The following is a 19,931-nucleotide window of genomic DNA, read 5'->3' as shown; positions in this document are numbered from 1 at the left end:
TTATGTTAAATATGTCACAACAACCTGCAATATATAACCCTTTGTTAAAGGACTGCTGCATACTTGTAGTAGACGATGAAGAGAATATATTAAAGGCAATAAAGCGTAGTTTTAGACATACGAAATACCGAATTTTTACTGCACGTAGTGCCAATGAAGCATTAGAAGTATTAAGGGGCACTGATATACAAGTTGTACTTTCGGACTTCAGAATGCCGGATGTTAATGGCGGTACATTAGTAAAAGATATTCGGGAAAAATACCCTGATATAGTATCGATGATTTTAACAGGACAAGCGGATTTTGAAGCTGCTGTTGATGTTATGAATTCTGGCGCTGCATATAAGTTTTTGTCTAAGCCTTGGAATAACCAGCAACTAATTCAGGAGGTAGAGCTTGCTTTTGGAGAGTATCAACAACGCTTTATTGTTAAGTCGAAAGACCAAATTACCCAGCAATACGTAAAGCCAGAGCGAGTATTATTCGACAGAGCTGCGGAGCATTTACTCGTTCAGAATAAGGCCTTTGCAATTGCCTCTATAATTGTTTCTGATTTGTCATTACTTGATCGTTATTGGGAACAAAAAATTCCTGATTTTACTGTACTAAGCTCAATTGAAAGCGTAATTCGTAAACATTTAGGCCAGGACTGCGAAGTGTTTAAAGTTGAAGTGGATCAAATGTTAGTGATCATTCCAGAAAGTGCATTCAATGGTGACCTGCATGATAGTCTAGTTACTCTTCGTAAAGCGCTGAATCTAGAGTGGAATAACGATAAGTTATCTCAAAAACTCACTACTCATCTGAGTTACGCTGAAGCACCTTTTAATGGAGCAAACCTAGCTCAGTTAGTTCACTCAATTAGAAGTACTTCAAGCTCAGATTATAGTGATCCAACTTATCATGGAATGGTTCCTGAGGTTGTCAGATTAGATGCTGCCCACATAGCGCAGAAAAAACGTAAGCAAACCATTCAAAATAGTATTCAACAAGCCATTAATACCAATCAATTTAGTTTGTATTTTCAGCCTAAGGTCAAATTAAGTACTGGGGCTGTTGAGCGAGCTGAAGTGCTTATGCGCTGGGAGCATGCGTCTCTTGGTTGGGTTTCTCCTGCCGAGTTTATTAGTTTGAGTGAGTTGGATGGGCAAATTGCTAAAATAGGGAGTTGGCTGTTTAAAAAGAGTATTTCAGAGCTCGTTACGTTAAGAAGGCAGTATGGCGATAAGGTTAGCTTAGCTGTCAATGTATCACCCAGACAATTGCAAACCTTTCAAATTGTTGACGAGTTTACGTACCTGTTAACTGAAACAGGTTTAGCACCAGAATGTATAGAACTCGAAATTACTGAAGGGTGCGTGATAAACGACATTCAAAAAACTAAAAAAGTACTCTGGAAACTTAAAGAGTTGGGTCTACGAATAGCAATTGATGATTTTGGGTCTGGGTATGCCACCTTTGCTTATTTGTCTAAGTTGCCTGTTGATGTTCTTAAATTAGATAAAGTATTGATTGATGATTTAGAAACGAATAAGGATATGTCGGACATGTTACAAAGTATTATAGCTTTGTGTAACAAGATGAACATAGAAGTGGTTGCAGAGGGGGTGGAAACTGAGCGACAGGCAAAAATGTTGAAAAAGTTTGGCTGCCATTACATACAAGGTTATTTCTATAGTCGACCTGTTACTAAAGAAAACTTTGAGAAAATATTAATTAATCAGCCCTTCTTGTTACCTAAAGAAACTAAGTGAAACTAACGTGCATTAATGTTTATTGTCAGTCATCTAAGGCGGGGGCGTTATCGGTATTATAAATAGAAGTTTCTATCTTCGCCCGCTCAGCTTTGCTCAGATACTTAGGTTTGTTTTTTGGAGCCAGTTTAGCTTTGGCTTTTTTAGCTCTGGCTTTTAGGATTTGATTTCCCTTCTTACGGCGATTCATTATTTTTTGTCTCCTTTTCTATATTTTTTAATATCAGTGGTTAAAGGTTTTTAGAACATCGTCAGTGTAGTTATTGACATCTAGGGTGACTTGGTATTCTTGAATTAACTTATTAAGTTCCTTTTGGGCGCTATTCAATTCCTCCATCACAATCGTATTATCATCCAACTCCCATAGCATACGGGAGCCATCATAACTATATTGTAAAGTAAGTAAGGCATTCACGTTGCCTTGCTTAGCCAGCTCTTTAATTTTTAATATTTTTCTATTTATTTTATTCAACGCTTTTTTAAGCTCCCAGATGTAAACCACTTCAGTCATAAAACTGTGGTTACGATACTTATTGAGTACCCAAGCCAAGCTTAAACTCGAGATTACTACGCCTAATAGGTTCCAGTGAAAATGACTGCCACTTGGGTCTGGGAAAAGTGCGATTAGTATTTGAGAAATAGCTAAGCTGCCTAATATTAACCCTGCAGCACAGCCTCCAATAACTAAATTTAAATGTTTACGATAACGTTCTTTATTTATTTGTATGAGTCGCATTAAAAAGCCTGAGTAAATTCCAGAGTGGATTTTTCTATTATAGTGAAGCAGGTTATGAGGATTTGAAAGGGTATAAGTTTAGATTTTACAATCAAAATTTTAAAGTAGCCAAAATTACAAACATAGTTCAGGTGCCGATAATGGGTCATAGAAATGGGAGTGGTGTATAGAAAATATAAGGTTTTGCTTGATATGGGATGTTTTTCTCGATTATTCCTTGTGGTGACTGTTTTTAGTAGTGTTGAGCCGCTATACTATGCGCCGCATTTAAAAGCGATATACAAAAAAGCAAAACTGTATTGTCCTAAGTAGGGCAGTTTATAATTATTGAAAGGAAAAAAATGACTCCTATTACTAAAACTTTTCAGTATGGACAACATACTGTAACTCTTGAAACTGGTGTAATTGCTCGCCAAGCTACTGCGGCAGTAATGGCAAGTATGGATGACACCTCTGTATTAGTGTCTGTTGTTGGTAAAAAAGACACTAAGCCAGGTCAAGATTTCTTCCCTCTAACTGTTAATTACCAAGAGCGTACTTATGCCGCTGGTAAAATTCCAGGTGGTTTCTTTAAGCGTGAAGGTCGCCCTTCAGAATATGAAACCCTTACATCACGTTTAATCGACCGTCCAATTCGTCCATTATTCCCTGATGGGTTTATGAACGAAGTTCAAATTATAGTAACAGTGGTTTCTGCAAACCCAGAAATTCCTACTGATATCATCTCTCTTATTGGTACATCTGCTGCGCTAGCTATTTCAGGTATGCCGTTCAATGGACCAGTTGGTGCTGCTCGTGTTGGATATAAAGACGAGCAATACATTTTAAATACTCGTACTTCAGAGTTAGAAGAAAGCCAGCTTGATTTAGTGGTTGCTGGTACTGAAGGCGCGGTACTTATGGTTGAATCTGAAGCAGACGTATTGTCTGAAGAAGTGATGCTTGGTGCTGTTATGTATGGTCACGAGCAAATGCAAACTGTAATAAACGCAGTTAACGAATTTGCTACAGAAGTCAATACTCCTAAGTGGGATTGGGCTCCAGAAGCTGAAAACACTGCACTTAAAGATAAAATCAAAGAGTTGGCTGAAGCGGGTATCACAGAAGCTTACCAAATCTCTGATAAAATGGAACGTAAGGACGCCATCGTTGCCATTACTAACAAAACTGTAGAAGAAATAACTGCTGCTGATGAAGAGCAAGATGCTAAAGAAGTATCTGAGCTTGTACATGAACTTGAAAGTGATGTGGTTCGTTCACGTATACTTGCAGGTCAGCCACGTATTGATGGCCGTGATCCTGCTATGATCCGTGCTCTTGATGTTGCTACAGGTTTGTTACCTCGTACTCACGGTTCTGCATTGTTTACTCGTGGTGAAACCCAAGCAATCGTTGCAGCTACTCTTGGAACTGAGCGTGATGCACAAATGATTGATGGCTTAAACGGTAAAGAAGACAGCCGCTTTATGCTTCACTACAACTTCCCTCCATACTGTGTGGGTGAAACTGGTTTTGTTGGTTCGCCCAAGCGTCGTGAAATTGGTCACGGTCGTCTAGCTAAGCGTGGTATTCAAGCGGTTATGCCGTCTGAGAAAGATTTCCCGTACGTTGTACGTGTAGTATCAGAAATCACTGAGTCAAATGGTTCATCTTCAATGGCGTCTGTTTGTGGTACGTCTCTAGCGCTTATGGATGCAGGTGTTCCAATTAAAGCATCTGTTGCTGGTATTGCGATGGGACTAGTGAAAAGTGATGAAAACTTTGTTGTTCTTTCAGATATTCTAGGTGATGAAGATCACTTAGGTGATATGGACTTTAAAGTTGCTGGTACAACTGGTGGTATCACAGCACTACAAATGGATATCAAGATTGAAGGTATCACTAAAGAAATTATGCAGGTTGCCCTTAAGCAAGCTAAAGAAGCTCGTTTACACATTTTAGGTGTAATGGACCAAGCTATTTCTGGCCACCGTGAAGAAATGTCTGAGTTTGCTCCGCGTATTTATACGTTGAAAGTAGATAAAGATAAGATTCGTGATGTGATCGGTAAAGGTGGTGCGATGATCCGTGCTATTACTGAAGAGTCTGACTGTAATATCGAAATTGAAGATGATGGTACAGTTAAGATTTTTGCTACCGAGCGAGCAAAAGCAGAAATTGCTATTTCTAAGATCGAGCAAGTGACTGCAGAAGTTGAAGCAGGAAAAACCTATTCAGGTAAAGTTACTCGTATTGTTGATTTTGGTGCATTTGTTGAAATACTGCCAGGTAAAGAAGGTCTAGTACATATTTCTCAAATCGCTCATGAAAGAGTAAATAAAGTATCTGAGCACCTTGAAGAAGGGCAGGTTATTGATGTTAAAGTTGTTGAAATTGACCGTCAAAACCGAGTGCGTTTAAGTATTAAAGACTTGCTAGAGAAACCCGCTGCGCCAGAAGGATCAGGTAACGAATAGTATTTAGTTTTTGTTATGTTTAAAGGAGCCTCAAGGCTCCTTTTTTGTGTCTGCAAGTTTCATCTAATAGTCCAACCAATAAGTATTCAATTCAGGTGTATTAGGTATTTCTTGGCACACCTTAATGCTGATTTAGATACTGAGTCGTAGTGTAAAGCTGACCTAAAGTCGTTCAAAATAAACCTTCAATTTACATACTCAGTAATAGTTAAATAGTGTTTGAGGGAAGGACAATGAAGATGCGCTTAAAGAGAAAAACTGGAATAGTACTAACTTGCTTACCATTTATTTTTTTGAGTCAACACAGTAGTGCTCAAGAGCAAACTCAACAAGAGCCTATTGAAGGTGGTGGGTTAGCCGTTGTTGCAAAAGTGAGTACATTAGGGCCTGGTATCGAGCTAGATTACAGCTTTAATGAAAACTGGAACTTACGTCTGCAAGGAAATGGGTATACCTATTCAGATACCTTTGAAGAAGATGATATAGATTACAATGGGGAAATTGAGCTGTCTACCTATGGGATGCTTGTTGATTGGAGACCATTCGGTGGCGTTTTTCGTGTAAGTGGCGGTGCTTATATAAATGATAACGAATTACGGGGCAGTGCGATCAGTGCTGGCAGTGAAACTTTTGAAATAGGTGACTTAGAATATCGAGGTAGTAGCTCAGACCCACTTACCCTTGATACTGCTATTGTCTTAGGTGATGAAACTGCAGGGTATTTAGGGTTTGGTTGGGGACAAAGTTACGAAGATGGATTTATGTTTTCGTTGGAAATTGGCGTGTTGTTTTCTGGCGAGCCTGATGTTCAATTAGAAGTTGCTGGAACGGCTGAAGTAGTTGGCTACCCAGGCTATCAGTTTGACGTTAATGGTGATTCTCCTGAAGCAATGGAGTTTCAGGCAAACGTAGATCAAGAAGTGGCAAGTTTGCAAGAAGATATCTCAGATTTTGAAGTATACCCTGTCATTGCATTAGGAATTGGTTATCGCTTTTAATCCTATATAAGCTGTATGAGTAGCGTAATCAATGAAAGATTGTTTACGCTACTTATTTACGTACATTGTGTATATTTGAATTTTATTTGATAATTTGTTCCAACACGTGGGTTTTACCTGCTTCGATAGTATGCCCTTGCGTTATGGCTGTTTCGACACATAACATAGTTAAGTAACTCTCGTCTGCCATGTCTCCCATACTAATAGACTTTTCTTTCCAAGGATTCCAAACCACTATACTGTCGTGTCCAGACGAGCCAATTTGAGTTTGCATTTCACTATCTGAGATAGTCAAAGTCTTTGGCTGTTGTAGGTGTACTCTGTCAGTTTCTTCTGTAAATACATAAGGATTGGTGGTTTCAAATAAATCAAAGTTTCGTGTTTTATCCTTATAGTTACCTGTTAATCCTTGAAGTTGGCATTGATGAATATCTTTGATATTAAAGTAAGTGTGTAGGGCGCAGCTGTAATCGAAAGGCGTATCCCCTACATTGGTTGTTTCGAGTTTTATGACAATAGTGCTGCTAACTTCAATACTTAGCTGTAGTGACGCCTGGCCATCAAAACCTGTACCAATAGTGGTTTCTGGTTGAAGACAGATGAGTGTGCCTTTGGTAGTGTCAGATGCTTTTGTGACAGCCCATTTCTGTGTTCTAACGTAACCATGAGATGCCACACTAGAATTAGTTTGATGGTCGCCAAACCACGGCCAGCAAATGGGTACGCCGCCTCTAATTGCTTTTTTACCATCAAATAAAGCATTTTTGCTTACCCAAAGCCTATCTTTGTTATCGTGCTTTGGTACGTAACTGAGAATATGTCCCCCAAACAAAGACACTTCTGCAGTGGCAAATGCATTGTCTATTTTTAGTATTTGTACATTATCTCGAGTAGATAAGCTTATTGAGTCAGGTAATTGCATAGAGTCCTCTTGTTAGGCCTTTGTATTTAAAAGTAGCGCGATCAAAAAAGGCGATATAAGTCTTAAAGCCTTATATCGCCTTTTGTAGCATAGTTTTACGAATATGTAGACTATTTGCTGATGTGCGCTACTAAATCTAATACTTTGTTTGAATAACCAATTTCGTTGTCGTACCAAGATACTAATTTAACGAACGTATCAGTTAATGCGATACCAGCGGTTGCATCAAAAACAGATGTACGTACATCACCAATGAAATCTTGAGATACTACAGCATCTTCTGTGTAGCCCATTACACCCTTCATCTCACCTTCTGAGGCTGCTTTCATTGCAGCACAAATTTCTTCATAGCTGGCTGGCTTAGCAAGATTAACCGTTAAATCTACAACTGAAACATCAGCTGTTGGTACGCGGAAAGCCATACCTGTAAGTTTGCCATTTAGCTCAGGGATAACTTTACCTACTGCTTTAGCTGCACCGGTAGATGATGGGATGATGTTTTGAGAAGCACCACGGCCACCACGCCAATCTTTTGCAGACGGACTATCAACAGTTTTTTGCGTTGCTGTAGTCGCGTGTACTGTAGTCATTAAACCATCAACAATGCCAAAGTTGTCATTTAATACTTTTGCAAGTGGTGCTAAACAGTTTGTAGTACATGAGGCGTTAGAAACTATATCTTGGCCCGCGTAAGAGTCTTGGTTAACACCCATTACAAACATAGGTGTTGCGTCTTTAGATGGCGCAGACATCACAACTTTTTTAGCTCCAGCTTCGATATGTTTACGAGCTGTTTCATCAGTTAAAAACAAACCAGTAGACTCAACAACTACGTCAGCACTAATAGCATCCCATGCTAGGTCACTTGGGTTACGCTCTGCAGTCACTCGTATCGTTTTTCCATTAACAATAAGTTGGCCATCTTTTACTTCAACTGTACCGTTGAATTTACCATGGGTAGAGTCATACTTGAGCATATACGCCATGTAATCTGCGTCTAATAAATCATTAATACCTACTACTTCAATATCACTGCGTTCACAGGCGGCGCGAAATACAAATCGACCGATACGGCCAAAGCCATTGATACCTACTTTAATTGTCATGTCTAAAATCCTCTGCGAGTTTATTTAACTGCTTACTTAAAAAAGCGTTAACGAAGAGCTTAATACGCTCTGCTGAAATATAATTACAAAATTATGGACTAAATCAGTATATAAGGCAAAATTTTCCAATCAAAATGTTGTTTAATTACATTATTTGTAACACAAATTAATTTGTTATCATTTGTGTATCATAGCTTAGGTTTTATCTTGGTTTAGGCAAGCAAAATAGGGATGAGTAAGAATGACGGCTTCATTGGTTGATTATTTAGTTGAACATCGCGGTATTGAGTCAAATTATACAGATGCATGGGGTAAGCCAACAACTATCTCTAACACGACTAAGGAAAAGCTATTGCATTTGATGGGGTACCAAGTTGATAACCCTCAAGCATTAATAGAACAAGTAGAAGAAGAGGCCAATCAATCTTGGCTGGCGCCTCTAGGTCCAGTCCAAGTTGTACGTAGTCACGAAGATCTGCATATTGCGGTAAGGTTGCCAATTGAACTTGTTGATGATGAATATCAGGCTGTCATAACCACTGAGCAGGGTGAAAATGTTTGCTGTAGTTTTATTCCAATTGACGGTCAGCTTACTAATGTCGTGCATATTGAAGATATTGAATTTCAAGAATATGTAGTGCAGTTAGAGGTTTCGCTACCCTTAGGTTATCACTCACTCTCCTTACAGGTGGATGGTGATGAGCTTGCGAGTACACTGCTTATTATTGCTCCGGATTCTTGTTACAAGCCGCAAAGCATACAAGATGGTAATAAGGTTTGGGGGGTAAGCGTACAGTTATATTGCTTGAGAAGTGAAAATAACTGGGGAGTAGGGGATTTTACTGACTTAGCATTTTTAGTTGATAAAGCAGCTAAGCAAGGAGCACAGTTTATAGGATTAAATCCAATTCACGCCTTATACCCTGCTCAACCTGAAGTATGCAGTCCATACGGGCCATCATCTCGCCGTTGGTTAAACTTTATTTATATTGATGTCACTAAAGTTGAAGGGTTTGCTGACAGCACAGTGCAAGCCCTAGTTAATGCCCCCGAATTTACCCAAAAGTTAGCACTTGTTCGAGATACAGATTCGGTAGACTATGAAACAATTACTGACTTAAAACTAACAGCCCTTGAAACAATATTTGAATACCAAAACACTCGGTTTCTTTCAAAGAATACTAAAATGAATAGGGCTTTCAAACAGTTTGTTACTGAGGGGGGAAGCAGCCTGCAGACGATTGCTGTTTATGATGCATTACAAGAAAGCCTGTCAGACAAAGGGTTACCTTCGTGGGGCTGGCCCGTCTTTCCAGAAGAACTATCTGATTTTGATAAACCTGCAGTTAAATCTTTTAGCAAAAAAAATAAGAAACGAATAAAGTTTTTTATGTGGCTACAGTGGCAAGCAGCCATGCAGTTGGAGCAAGCAAACCAAGTGGCTAATGCAAATAATATGAGCATAGGCTTATACCGCGATCTCGCTGTAGGTGTGAGTGAAGGCAGTGCGGAGATATGGGGAAACAAGGAGCTTTATTGTATTGATGCAAGTGTAGGAGCTCCCCCTGATGAGTTAGGTCCTTTAGGGCAAACTTGGGGCTTACCTCCAATGGATCCAGAAAAGCTTTACCAGCAACAATATCAGCCTATTATTGATTTGTTCCGGTCTAATATGCATGCGTCGGGAGCATTACGAATTGATCATGTTATGGCTTTACTGCGTTTATGGTGGGTTCCAAAAGGGGACGACGCTACCGAAGGTGGCTATGTGTATTATCCGGTTGATGATCTGTTAGGTATTTTAGCATTAGAAAGTCATCGTAATGAAAGTATGGTAATAGGGGAGGATTTAGGTACTGTACCTCCTGAAATACGTGACAAGCTCGCCGAGAATGGCGTGTATTCTTATCGAGTGTTTTTTTTCGAGCAGGCAAAAGATGGTGGGTTTTATTCACCATCTCATTACCCGACTCAATCTATGGCTACCTTAACAACACATGATATGCCAACGTTAAAAGGGTATTGGGATTGTCTTGATTTGGTACTAGGAAAAGAGTTAGGTTTGTATCCTAACCCTGAGGTACTAGAGAACTTGTATCATAGTCGCCACAGAAATAAACAAGCCATTTTAGATACGCTACACGGCCATCGTTCGGTAAATGAAGAAGTAGGGACTGATGTGAACTATGTTGGCATGAGCCGGGCGTTGAATTTTGGTATGCAGAAGCATTTAGCTGGAGGAGCGAGCGAACTTTTAAGTTTGCAGCTTGAAGATTGGTTAGAAATGGACAAGCCTGTAAATGTTCCAGGTACGTCTAGTGAGTATCCCAATTGGCGCCGAAAATTGACTAAAGACCTGCAAAGTATTTATAGTGACGAAGCTTTAAATGCGCTGGCCCTAGATTTAACTAAGATAAGAAAAAGAGTATCAATGTGATTTAAATTTATCGGTGGCTTGACTAACTAGTTTAGCCACACAAACTAAGGCGAAAATATGCAGTTAGAAAACATATTATCTCAAGCTAAATGTACCTTTCCTTTTTCCCACCTAGGTGCCGATTTTCAAAATTCGACTTCAACTTTTTCTATTACCACCTGGCAGCCACAGGCAACTAAAGTAGTTGTGAGCGATTTAGGCACTGGCGAGCTTATAGGTGAATTGACACAAACACCAAATAGTTACTTATTTTCTGGAGAGTTCACACTCGCTTCTTGTCCAAAAGCTTATAGTTTTAAAGTGACTAATGGCGAAACCGATTATGAGGTGATAGACCCTTATCAGTTCAAGGAGCATGCTTATTATGGTGTCCACTATGTAGATCATTTACCCGAAAATATATACAAGCAGCTGGGGGCTCAATTAGTTGATTTAGATGTTGGGTTAGATAAACCTATTCAAGGGACTCGCTTTGCAGTGTTTGCCCCTAATGCTTCAGCAGTCTCTTTAATTGGTGATTTTAATTTTTGGGACGGATCTTGTCTTCCCATGCAAAAAACTGATTTTGGTTATTGGGTTCTTGTGGTGCCAGGTATTACCGCAGGTGCCAAGTATAAGTATCAATTGAAAGATGCGCTTGGTAATGAGTTGCCTCACAAAGCTGATCCTGTCGGCTTTATGGCGGAACAATATCCTTCCCATGCTTCTGTAGTTTATGACCACAAAAAGTATCAATGGCAAGATACAAAGTGGAAAAATCAAGGGTTTAAAGATAGATATCAACAGGCAATGAGCATTTATGAGCTGCACTTAGGCTCATGGAAAAAGCCAGGTTCTGACTCTGAAAAACAATTTTTAACCTATAGAGACCTGACGACAGATTTAATCCCGTATATTAAAGACATGGGTTACACCCATATTGAGCTGTTGCCTGTATCAGAATTTCCTTTTGATGGATCTTGGGGCTATCAGCCCGTTGGCTTATTCTCACCAACTAGTCGTTTTGGTGAGCCTGATGACTTCAAGTATTTTGTCGATCAATGTCACCAAAATGAAATTGGTGTCATTATTGATTGGGTTCCTGCACATTTTCCTGAAGATGGTCATGGGTTAGCACGCTTTGATGGTACCCATGTCTATGAGTATGAAGATCCCCGTAAGGGCTGGCATCCAGATTGGAACTCATGTATCTACGATTTTGGTAAAGATACTGTTCGACAATTTTTGGTGGCAAATGCATTGTTTTGGATGGATAAATACCATATTGATGGACTCAGAGTAGATGCAGTGGCATCTATGTTGTACTTAGATTACTCCAGAGAAGAAGGTGAGTGGATACCTAATATTGATGGCGGCAATCACAATTATGAAGCCATAAGTCTATTGCAATGGATGAATAAAGCCGTATATGAAAAATTTCCAAATGGCATGACCATAGCTGAGGAGTCTACTTCGTTTCCAAAAGTATCGAGGCCAGTATTTGAAGGGGGATTAGGTTTCGGATTTAAATGGAATATGGGGTGGATGAACGATTCATTGCACTATATTTCAAAGGATCCTGCCTATCGACGTTATCACCACAATGAAATAACCTTTAGCATGGTATATGCCTTTGATGAGAGCTTTATATTGCCCGTCTCCCATGATGAAGTGGTGCATGGTAAAGGGTCACTACTTCGAAAAATGCCTGGTGATGAATGGCAGCAAGCTGCAAACTTACGTGCCTACGCTGGCTTTATGTATGCTCACCCTGGTAAAAAATTAAACTTCATGGGAAATGAAATAGGCCAAGCCCAAGAGTGGAACCATGATAGCTCAGTCAACTGGCATTTGCTTGAGTATGAAAAACATAAAGGGATCCAGTCTTTATATCGAGATTTAAATTATCTATACAGTGAGTATCCAGCTCTACATGAATTAGATCACAATCACTTAGGGTTTGAGTGGATTGAGCATGGCAACGCAGAGCAAAGTGTACTTTCAGTGCTCAGAAAGTCTAATGGCGCTAAACAGAAGATTTATTTTATTGTTAACTTTACCCCCGTGCCCTACGAAGATTTTAGGTTAGGTGTTCAAGACAGAGGTGAGTATAAGTTAATCCTTAATTCTGATGACAAAAAGTATTGGGGCAGTGGCTATGCAATTAGTGACAAGTTTACAACTAATAGTAACGAGTGGAATGGCCAGCCTCACTCTATTTCATTGAGTTTACCTCCATTGGCTAGTTTATTTATTTTATTTACGGGTTAAACCATGTCTAACGTTAAAATTTTAGCCGGAACTCCACATCCATTGGGTGCAACCCTAAGTCAATCAGGGTGTAACTTTGCGGTGCATTGCCCTAACGCTAAGGCTGTTGAGTTATGTTTGTTTGACGCTAATACAGAGGAGCAACTTTCTGTCATAACTATGCCTGCTAAGACAGGTAAAGTCTGGCATGGGTTTATTGATGGGATTCAAGCTGGTCAACTGTATGGCTATCGTTTGAAAGGTAACAATAATACCAGTGTCGGACTAATATTTGATTCTCAAAAGTTGTTAATTGATCCCTATGCTAAAGAACTCAATAGACCACTGATATGGGATGCTGAAAAGTACCAAGGTGATAGTCAATACATGGTACCAAAGGCTGTAATCAATCTTCCTAAAGAGAACCATGACAGGCCAAGTAAGCCTAATATACCCTTAGATAAAACTATTTTGTATGAGGCACATGTTAAAGGTTTAACCCAGCTTCACCCAGACGTGCCCGATGAACATAAAGGAAAGTTTTTAGGTGTTGCTCACCCTGCAATTGTTGAGCACCTAAAATCCTTAGGAGTGAGTGCTGTGCAGTTGATGCCTGTATCAGCCTTTATGTCCGAACCTTTTATTACTAATAAAGGCTTAACAAATTATTGGGGATATAACCCTGTTAACTATTTTTGTCCTGATCCTAGGTACGTCATAAAAGATGCTATAGCAGAGTTTAAAACTATGGTTGATACCCTGCATACTGCAGGGATTGAAGTAATACTTGACGTCGTTTTTAATCACACCGCTGAGGGGGGCCTAGATGGCCCAATTTTGTCATTTAAAGGGTTTGATAACACTTCATTTTATCTATTTGAGCGCAATGAATACGGAGCTATTGATTATCAAAAATATGTAAATAACTCCGGTTGTGGCAATAGTGTCAACACTGCATTTCCTTATGTTTTAAAAATGGTAATGGACTCTTTACGTTACTGGGTAGCAGAAATGGGAGTGGATGGGTTCCGGTTTGACTTAGCCGCTAGCCTAGGGCGAGATCCTTATGAGTTCTCAACATTGGCAGGTTTTTTTAGAACCATTAGACAAGATCCAACTCTAATTGGTTGTAAGCTTATCGCTGAGCCTTGGGACATTGGACATGGCGGCTACAGACTAGGTCAATTTCCGTCTAACTGGTTAGAGTGCAACGATAAATATCGAGACACAGTTAGGGCATTTTGGCGGGGTGATAAAGGCCATACAAGTGATTTTGCTACTAGGTTGTTTGGCTCTAGAGACGTTTTTCCAAAGGAAAGTCGCTCCATATTAACTTCGGTTAACAATGTTACCTATCATGATGGTTTTACATTGCAGGATTTAGTGAGTTACGCTGAAAGACACAATCAAGCTAATTTAGAGCAAAATCGAGATGGCCATGGCCACAACTTATCTGCTAACTATGGTATTGAAGGGCCTACTGATAACCCTAGTATTGTGCAATTAAGAGAGCGCCAAAAGCGTAATCTTTTTGCCACTTTAATGCTGTCGCAAGGTACCCCTCATGTATTGGGTGGAGATGAGTTAGGCCGTACCCAAAACGGTAACAACAATGCCTATTGCCAAGATAATGAAATAAATTGGCTAAATTGGGATATTGACGTAACGCAGCAAAACTTTTTGACTTTCTGCCAAGAGGCAATTGCCTTACGTAAGAGTAGCTCAATCTTAAGTCATCTTAATTTCAAGGATGATCACTACTCAACTGGGTGTAATGTCGAGGAGATCCATTGGTATCGCCCAGACGGAGAGCGTAAGTTAGATGGTGATTGGCAAGATTACAATAATCAGGCATTCGCTGTTGAATTAAAAGGGCCTGAAGATGAATTTCATGAACATTGGTTGTTGGTATTCAATAGTAGTAAAGACGATGTACGCTTTCATCTTCCTAAATTAGATGATAAAGCAGCTTGGCAAATAAAGTTAGATACCCGTTATGATTGTTGGGAACAGCAACCAAACGTACTTATAAAGCAGGTGTATTTACAAGGCTCGCAAAGTATATCTGTATTTAAGTGCTTTAATTCTAAGCAGTAAAAGCACTGATTTTGATTCACTATTTAAAAGGAGAAACGATGAAGCTTACTGATGCACAATGGCAACAAAAACTGTCAAGTGAAGAGTTTAGGGTGTGCAGAGAGAAAGGGACTGAACGTCCATTTACTGGTGAGCTATTAGACCTTAAAGCTGATGGTGATTTTTTCTGCACATGTTGTGGTGAAAGGCTATTTCATTCTAGAGATAAGTTTGATTCTGGCTGTGGCTGGCCATCTTTTTCATCACAAAGCGCTGATGGTAATGTGAGTTACCAAGCTGACGACTCCCTTGGTATGCAGCGAATAGAAATTATATGCAAACATTGTGATGCGCATTTAGGGCATGTGTTTGATGATGGACCACAACCCACAGGAAAGCGCTATTGCGTTAATTCAGTATCTCTAAAGTTCACTGAAAGTTCTATTGATAAAGATTGAGCTTAATTTTGATGTGTAAGTTGTTTTTATAAGACTTTGGTCCTAATTTGAATTTTTTTCAATGAAAGTTAATTTCATGATTTAATTGCGAAAACCAAGCTTTTGTCCATTTAAATCATGAATTTTGTTTTTGCAGTTTATATCACGGCTGTTCCCCACTTAAATTGGTGAAAACTTACCTACAAAATTGAGTTTCTTATTGCTTTTACAATAAAATCGTAATTTTTCAACAATTTGGTAGCGCGTAATTCCTTGATTAGAATGCGCCAGAATCTTTTAAAACCAAATTGAGGAAAGCATTGTGAATCTGGAATTAGAGCAAGAGTTAATTGGGAGTTGGCAGGAAAGACAAGAATACGCAGAGCAAATGCAACCTATTTTGGGCAAGTTATATCGAAATAGGGCCATTGAGATTTTTGTATATGGACGGCCTCTTTTAGGGGCGACTACTATAGATATTATTAAAGCTCATCGTTCAGTTAGGCTAAAAGAAAAAAATAAACTCAGATTACGTGAAAGTTGGCCATTACTTGAAGCGTTAAATAACATGTCTCTGGCCCCAGCCAAAATTGATATCGGCAAACTGGCTTATGCATTTCAATATAACCCGCTCTATAAAGACCTCACAGTATCAAATTACCTCAATGATCAGCTAAAAAGTATTATCAATGTAAAAGACGAACAGCAAGCCCAAGATGTAGTGTTATATGGTTTTGGACGAATTGGTAGATTATTGGCTAGATTGTTAATCGAGCGGCAAGGAACAAATAATAAGTTACGTTTAAAAGCCATTGTTGTGCGAGGTGGAAGAGAGGGGGACTTAGAAAAACGGGCTAGTTTATTAAGGCGAGACTCTGTGCATGGTCCATTTAGTGGCAGTATCACAATTGATAAAGAAAAAAATGCAATTAAAGCTAATGGGTCGTACATTCAAGTTATATATACCAATGGCCCTGAAGAAGTTGATTATAGTCAGTACGGTATTAAAGATGCCATTGTAGTAGACAATACCGGTATGTGGCGAGATGAGCAGGGGCTTGGTCAACACTTGAAGTCTAAAGGGGTGAAAAAAGTCTTATTAACAGCACCGGGCAAAGGTGATATCAAGAATATAGTTTATGGCGTAAATGATACTGATATATTGCCAGATGATGTGATTCTATCGGCAGCAAGCTGTACCACAAACGCTATAACTCCTGTGCTTAAAGCTATAGACGAAAAATATGGCATTGACAGTGGCCATGTCGAAACCGTCCATTCATTTACAAATGATCAAAATCTTATCGATAATTTTCATAAAGGGGATAGGCGTGGACGCAGTGCCCCTCTAAATATGGTAATAACAGAAACGGGTGCAGCCAAAGCTGTCGCTAAGGCCTATCCGATTTTAGCTGGAAAACTAACGGGTAGCGCCATTAGAGTACCTACTCCTAATGTGTCTTTGGCAATACTCAATTTACATATGCGTGCAGATACATGCAAAGAAGACATTAATGGATACTTGCGTGATATTTCACTGTTTTCACCTTTGCAGCATCAAATTGATTTTACGGCTTCTAAAGAAATTGTGTCTACAGATTTAGTGGGGACTCGGGCACCCTCTGTGGTTGATTCTCAAGCCACCATAGTGGCGGGAAATAGAGCTACTTTATATGTTTGGTATGACAATGAGTTTGGCTATAGTTGCCAAGTAATGAAAGTTGTACAACATATGGCTAACCTGTTTTATCCCACCTTACCACTTAGCGTACCTAGTTAAGCAATTACCTACTGTTTTTAGCTTGAATAAAGGACTCTAGTAGTCCTTTTTTTATGACTGTGATAAATTACTTTAGTCAAATCTTCATGGGAATAGAATGTGAGAATTAGTAGTAATTTTGATAGCGGTAATATTCAAGTTATCAGCGCGGCTTCACCTCAAGATATCCAACTTAGTATTCGTAAAGACAATCAATCAGAATTTTATCAATGGTTTCATTTTAAGTTAGATACACAGAGTTTTGTTTCCCACACCATTAGCATTAATGATCTTGCGAATTCAGCATACCCAGATGGGTGGTTAAATTATCAAGCTGTTGCCTCTTATGACCGCCAAGAATGGTTTAGAGTAGAAACTGAGTTTGATGGTGACAAATTGATAATTCAGCACACTCCTGAATGTTCACAAATATACTATGCGTATTTTGCACCATACAGTTATGAACGCCACTTAGACTTACTAGCTTGGTCGCAACAATCTGAATATTGCCAACCTTATCATCTGGGCGAGACTTTAGATGGACGAGATATGTCTTTGTTGGTTATAGGTGAGCCAGCAGATGATAAAAAGTCTATTTGGGTAACAGCAAGGCAACACCCAGGTGAAACCATGGCTGAATGGTTAGTTGAAGGCTTTTTACATAGACTATTAGATGAAGATGATGGTTTAGCTAAATTCCTACTAGAAAAAGCAGTTTTTTATGTAGTACCAAATATGAACCCCGATGGCTCAGCACGTGGCCACTTAAGAACTAACGCTAAAGGAGTAAACCTCAACCGTGAATGGCAATCCCCGTCTATGGAGAACAGCCCAGAGGTTTATCTAGTTAAACAAAAAATGCAGCAAGTGGGGGTCGACATGTTTTTAGATGTCCATGGCGATGAAGCTTTACCATATAATTTTGTTGCAGGTTGTGAAGGTAACCTTAATTACAACCAGAGGTTACAAAACTTAGAGAGTGCATTTAAGAATGCTTTATTGATGGCTACTCCTGAGTTTCAGGATGAGTTTGGTTATGAAAAAGATAAGCCTGGCGAAGCTAATTTGACTGTAGCGGCAAATGCTATCGGTCACGAATTTGACTGCTTGTCTTATACCTTAGAAATGCCGTTTAAGGATAATATTGAGTTACCGGATGTTGTATATGGCTGGTCGCCAATTCGTTGTAAACAGCTTGGTGAAGATGTGATGGTTGCCATGCGCTCTGTAGTTGATATGCTGCGTTAAGTTCAAAAATAAACATTATAAAAATACAAAACTATAAAAATTACTAAAGGGGAAAAACGTTGGAAGCATTTCATAATATATTGAAATCTATGGATGGCATGTTGGGGGGAGCCTGGTGGTTTCCATATGTGCTGTTGGGAACAGGTTTGTTTTTTACAATTTATCTTAAATTTCCGCAAGTTAGATACTTTAAGCATGCTTGGAAAGTGGTAACTGGTAAGTATGACAAGTCAGACTCTCCCGGTGATACAAGTCACTTCAGGGCATTAACCACAGCCTTATCAGGTACAGTGGGTACAGGTAATATTGGTGGTGTTGCATTTGCGTTGTTTTTAGGTGGTCCAGCAGCTTTATTTTGGATGTGGGCAACCGCTTTTTTTGGTATGACTACAAAGTTTGTTGAGGTGACCTTGTCTCACAAATACCGTGATAAAACACCAGATGGGACTATGGCTGGTGGACCCATGTATTACATGGATAAGCGTCTAAATATGAAGTGGCTAGCAGTGGCGTTTGCTGTTGCTACAGTGATTAGCTCATTTGGTACTGGTAATTTACCTCAAAGTAATAGTATTGCTACAAGTATCGAGGCTACATTTGGCTTTGACCCTTTGATTGTTGGTAGCGTATTAGGAGTCTGTTTAGCCTTAGTTATTTTAGGTGGGATCACTCGTATTGCCGCTGTTACGTCTAAAATTGTACCGATTATGGCGCTAATTTATATCATTGGGGCGTTCGCTGTTATTTTTGCCAACGTAGAGAATATCGGCCCTTCAATTGTCTCTGTATTTTCCGATGTCTTTACTGGATCTGCAGCAACTGGCGGTTTCTTAGGAGCCACTATTGCCTATGCCTTTAACAGAGGGGTTAACAGAGGATTATTTTCAAACGAAGCAGGTCAAGGTTCAGCACCTATTGCCCATGCCGCAGCGAAAACCGATGAACCCGTGTCTGAAGGTATGGTGTCTATATTAGAACCATTTATCGACACTATTATTATTTGTACAATTACAGGCTTAGTTATTCTTTCATCAGGTGTATGGAAAGAGAAGCATTTCAATACATTCGACCGTTCTGATATGCATATACTTGCAGGTACCTATGAAGAATCTGATGCCACTGATAAACAGTCGTTGTATGCATATATAAACGATTTAGAAGGTCATGGGGTGTCAGGGTACACTGGTGAGATTCAAGTTGTTAATGGTAAGGCGGTAAATAGCGGCTTTACTATTATCAATGCCCGCTCCTTTGCTGAAAATGTAACCTTTTCTATAGGTGAACCAGTAGATAACTACACAGGTACCTTACAAGTGGTAGACGGTAGTTTGGTGAAAAACTCTATCATTGTAACAGGCGAGTCGTTAGTTCATTCTGCCAGTTTGACAGCTTTGGCATTCACCAAAGGTTTCTTTGGAGAGTCAGGTAAGTATATTGTATCAGTTGGTTTATTGTTATTTGCTTTTTCGACTGCTATAGCGTGGTCATATTACGGCGATAGAGCAATGACTTACTTATTTGGGCCACGCTCAGTAATGCCTTATCGTGTTATTTACGTCGCAGGCTTTGTATGGGCTGCAGTATCAGACACAACACTAGTTTGGACTTTATCAGCAGTGGCGATTGTGGTTATGACCCTACCTAACTTGTTTGGTATTTTCTTACTGCGTAAAGAGATGAAAGACTCTGTTGCTGATTACTGGGAAAGGTTTAACAAAGATAATCATTAGTTTTTAATTGTATTATGTAAAGCGCGGCTATCGGTCGCGCTTT

General features: G+C 39.4%; 14 protein-coding genes. 10 read left to right on the top strand and 4 right to left on the bottom strand.

Features of this window, described 5'->3' with window-relative positions; genetic code table 11:
* Positions 1-2 precede the first annotated feature (2 nt).
* Positions 3-1,754 (top strand): EAL domain-containing protein, encoded by a 1,752-nt coding sequence (locus ACMUMK_RS09945; RefSeq protein WP_414700968.1) that lies wholly within the window; start codon positions 3-5, stop codon positions 1,752-1,754.
* Positions 1,755-1,779: 25 nt separating this feature from the next.
* Here ACMUMK_RS09945 and ACMUMK_RS09940 read toward each other — a convergent pair whose 3' ends face one another.
* Both ACMUMK_RS09940 and ACMUMK_RS09935 read right to left on the bottom strand, forming a co-directional pair.
* Positions 1,780-1,944, bottom strand: a complete 165-nt coding sequence (locus tag ACMUMK_RS09940) for a DUF2986 domain-containing protein (protein WP_414700967.1) — start codon at positions 1,942-1,944, stop codon at positions 1,780-1,782.
* Between the two features lie 33 nt (positions 1,945-1,977).
* Complete coding sequence (locus ACMUMK_RS09935; RefSeq protein ID WP_414700966.1) at positions 1,978-2,490, bottom strand: DUF3087 domain-containing protein; 513 nt, start codon at positions 2,488-2,490, stop codon at positions 1,978-1,980.
* A gap of 341 nt (positions 2,491-2,831) precedes the next feature.
* On the opposite strand from ACMUMK_RS09935, the gene pnp reads away from it, so the two are divergent.
* Positions 2,832-4,946: a polyribonucleotide nucleotidyltransferase gene (pnp, locus tag ACMUMK_RS09930; RefSeq protein WP_414700965.1), complete on the top strand. Its 2,115-nt coding sequence runs from the start codon at positions 2,832-2,834 to the stop codon at positions 4,944-4,946.
* Between the two features lie 233 nt (positions 4,947-5,179).
* Positions 5,180-5,944, top strand: a complete 765-nt coding sequence (locus tag ACMUMK_RS09925) for a hypothetical protein (protein ID WP_414700964.1) — start codon at positions 5,180-5,182, stop codon at positions 5,942-5,944.
* An 82-nt stretch (positions 5,945-6,026) separates the two neighbouring features.
* Here the strand turns inward: ACMUMK_RS09925 and ACMUMK_RS09920 are convergent, their stop codons facing one another.
* Together ACMUMK_RS09920 and gap are read right to left on the bottom strand one after the other, a co-directional pair.
* Positions 6,027-6,866 (bottom strand): D-hexose-6-phosphate mutarotase, encoded by an 840-nt coding sequence (locus ACMUMK_RS09920; RefSeq protein ID WP_414700963.1) that lies wholly within the window; start codon positions 6,864-6,866, stop codon positions 6,027-6,029.
* Between the two features lie 110 nt (positions 6,867-6,976).
* A complete protein-coding gene (gene gap, locus ACMUMK_RS09915) occupies positions 6,977-7,972 on the bottom strand; it encodes a type I glyceraldehyde-3-phosphate dehydrogenase (RefSeq protein WP_414700962.1) in 996 nt (331 codons plus the stop codon).
* Positions 7,973-8,213: 241 nt separating this feature from the next.
* On the opposite strand from gap, the gene malQ reads away from it, so the two are divergent.
* From malQ to ACMUMK_RS09880, 7 genes are all read left to right on the top strand, one after another.
* A complete protein-coding gene (gene malQ / locus ACMUMK_RS09910; RefSeq protein WP_414700961.1) occupies positions 8,214-10,409 on the top strand; it encodes a 4-alpha-glucanotransferase in 2,196 nt (731 codons plus the stop codon).
* A gap of 57 nt (positions 10,410-10,466) precedes the next feature.
* Entirely contained in the window at positions 10,467-12,659 is a 2,193-nt protein-coding gene (glgB, locus tag ACMUMK_RS09905) for a 1,4-alpha-glucan branching protein GlgB (RefSeq protein WP_414700960.1), read from the top strand.
* Positions 12,660-12,662: 3 nt separating this feature from the next.
* Positions 12,663-14,735: a glycogen debranching protein GlgX gene (gene glgX / locus ACMUMK_RS09900; protein WP_414700959.1), complete on the top strand. Its 2,073-nt coding sequence runs from the start codon at positions 12,663-12,665 to the stop codon at positions 14,733-14,735.
* 38 nt (positions 14,736-14,773) lie between these two features.
* Positions 14,774-15,172, top strand: coding sequence for a peptide-methionine (R)-S-oxide reductase MsrB (gene msrB / locus ACMUMK_RS09895; protein ID WP_414700958.1), 399 nt, complete (start codon positions 14,774-14,776; stop codon positions 15,170-15,172).
* 301 nt (positions 15,173-15,473) lie between these two features.
* Complete coding sequence (locus tag ACMUMK_RS09890) at positions 15,474-16,931, top strand: glyceraldehyde-3-phosphate dehydrogenase (protein ID WP_414700957.1); 1,458 nt, start codon at positions 15,474-15,476, stop codon at positions 16,929-16,931.
* A 99-nt stretch (positions 16,932-17,030) separates the two neighbouring features.
* Positions 17,031-18,158: a M14-type cytosolic carboxypeptidase gene (locus tag ACMUMK_RS09885; RefSeq protein WP_414700956.1), complete on the top strand. Its 1,128-nt coding sequence runs from the start codon at positions 17,031-17,033 to the stop codon at positions 18,156-18,158.
* A gap of 59 nt (positions 18,159-18,217) precedes the next feature.
* Positions 18,218-19,888 (top strand): alanine/glycine:cation symporter family protein, encoded by a 1,671-nt coding sequence (locus ACMUMK_RS09880; RefSeq protein WP_414700955.1) that lies wholly within the window; start codon positions 18,218-18,220, stop codon positions 19,886-19,888.
* Positions 19,889-19,931: the final 43 nt, after the last annotated feature.

The organism is Paraglaciecola sp. 2405UD69-4, assembly GCF_047525415.1.
In the GTDB taxonomy this organism is placed as follows: Bacteria; Pseudomonadota; Gammaproteobacteria; order Enterobacterales; family Alteromonadaceae; genus Paraglaciecola.
This window is presented reverse-complemented; position numbering and strand designations above follow the sequence as displayed.

Coding starts and splice junctions, on each gene's coding strand:
- glgB (WP_414700960.1), top strand. CDS start 10,467: ATGCAGTTAGAAAACATATTATCTCAAGCTAAATGTACCTTTCCTTTT.
- ACMUMK_RS09940 (WP_414700967.1), bottom strand. CDS start 1,944: ATGAATCGCCGTAAGAAGGGAAATCAAATCCTAAAAGCCAGAGCTAAA.
- ACMUMK_RS09945 (WP_414700968.1), top strand. CDS start 3: ATGTTAAATATGTCACAACAACCTGCAATATATAACCCTTTGTTAAAG.
- gap (WP_414700962.1), bottom strand. CDS start 7,972: ATGACAATTAAAGTAGGTATCAATGGCTTTGGCCGTATCGGTCGATTT.
- ACMUMK_RS09925 (WP_414700964.1), top strand. CDS start 5,180: ATGAAGATGCGCTTAAAGAGAAAAACTGGAATAGTACTAACTTGCTTA.
- ACMUMK_RS09920 (WP_414700963.1), bottom strand. CDS start 6,866: ATGCAATTACCTGACTCAATAAGCTTATCTACTCGAGATAATGTACAA.
- msrB (WP_414700958.1), top strand. CDS start 14,774: ATGAAGCTTACTGATGCACAATGGCAACAAAAACTGTCAAGTGAAGAG.
- malQ (WP_414700961.1), top strand. CDS start 8,214: ATGACGGCTTCATTGGTTGATTATTTAGTTGAACATCGCGGTATTGAG.
- ACMUMK_RS09935 (WP_414700966.1), bottom strand. CDS start 2,490: ATGCGACTCATACAAATAAATAAAGAACGTTATCGTAAACATTTAAAT.
- pnp (WP_414700965.1), top strand. CDS start 2,832: ATGACTCCTATTACTAAAACTTTTCAGTATGGACAACATACTGTAACT.
- glgX (WP_414700959.1), top strand. CDS start 12,663: ATGTCTAACGTTAAAATTTTAGCCGGAACTCCACATCCATTGGGTGCA.